General features: G+C 71.0%; 1 pseudogene. It reads left to right on the forward strand.

The annotated features are described in order from the left end of the window. A pseudogene (locus PGX04_RS25875) lies at window positions 1-504 on the forward strand (J domain-containing protein); the annotation flags it as partial.

Consider the following 504-nt stretch of genomic DNA (forward strand, 5'->3'; position numbering starts at 1 on the left):
GTCGGCCTCGGCCGGGACCGCGAGCGGTGCCTCGAGTGCGGCCAGTACTGGTACCGGGACCGGTTCCGGAACGGGGACGGGACCCTCCGGAAGTCGCGGATCGGGGTCCAGTAGCCGAACCGGCGGGACGGACAGCGGGGCCGCTCACGGAACCGCTCGGTCAGGCGAGACTGCGACCGGTTCCGAGTCCAGGACCGCCGACGGAGCCGGTAACCCCCTCACCCGCTGGTGGCGGCGACAGAACTTCTCGCTGCCGCTGATCTGGCTCTCGGTTCTCGTCTACGCCGCCGGACTCGGCCACTTCGGCCTCGAGAACGCGGATGCACTCGATTCGATCTGGACCGACCTCCGGTCGATCGGTGCCGACCCGTCCGGGCTCTGGACGCTGCTCTCGGAGAGCCGCCACGGGCTCGAGACGACGCTCGCGTTCGTTCGAGGCGTCGAGTTCGTCACGCCGCCACTCGAGTCGACGGCGTGGTACGGCGCGCTGGCGGGCGTCGTCGC

The organism is Natrinema soli (genome assembly GCF_028618695.1).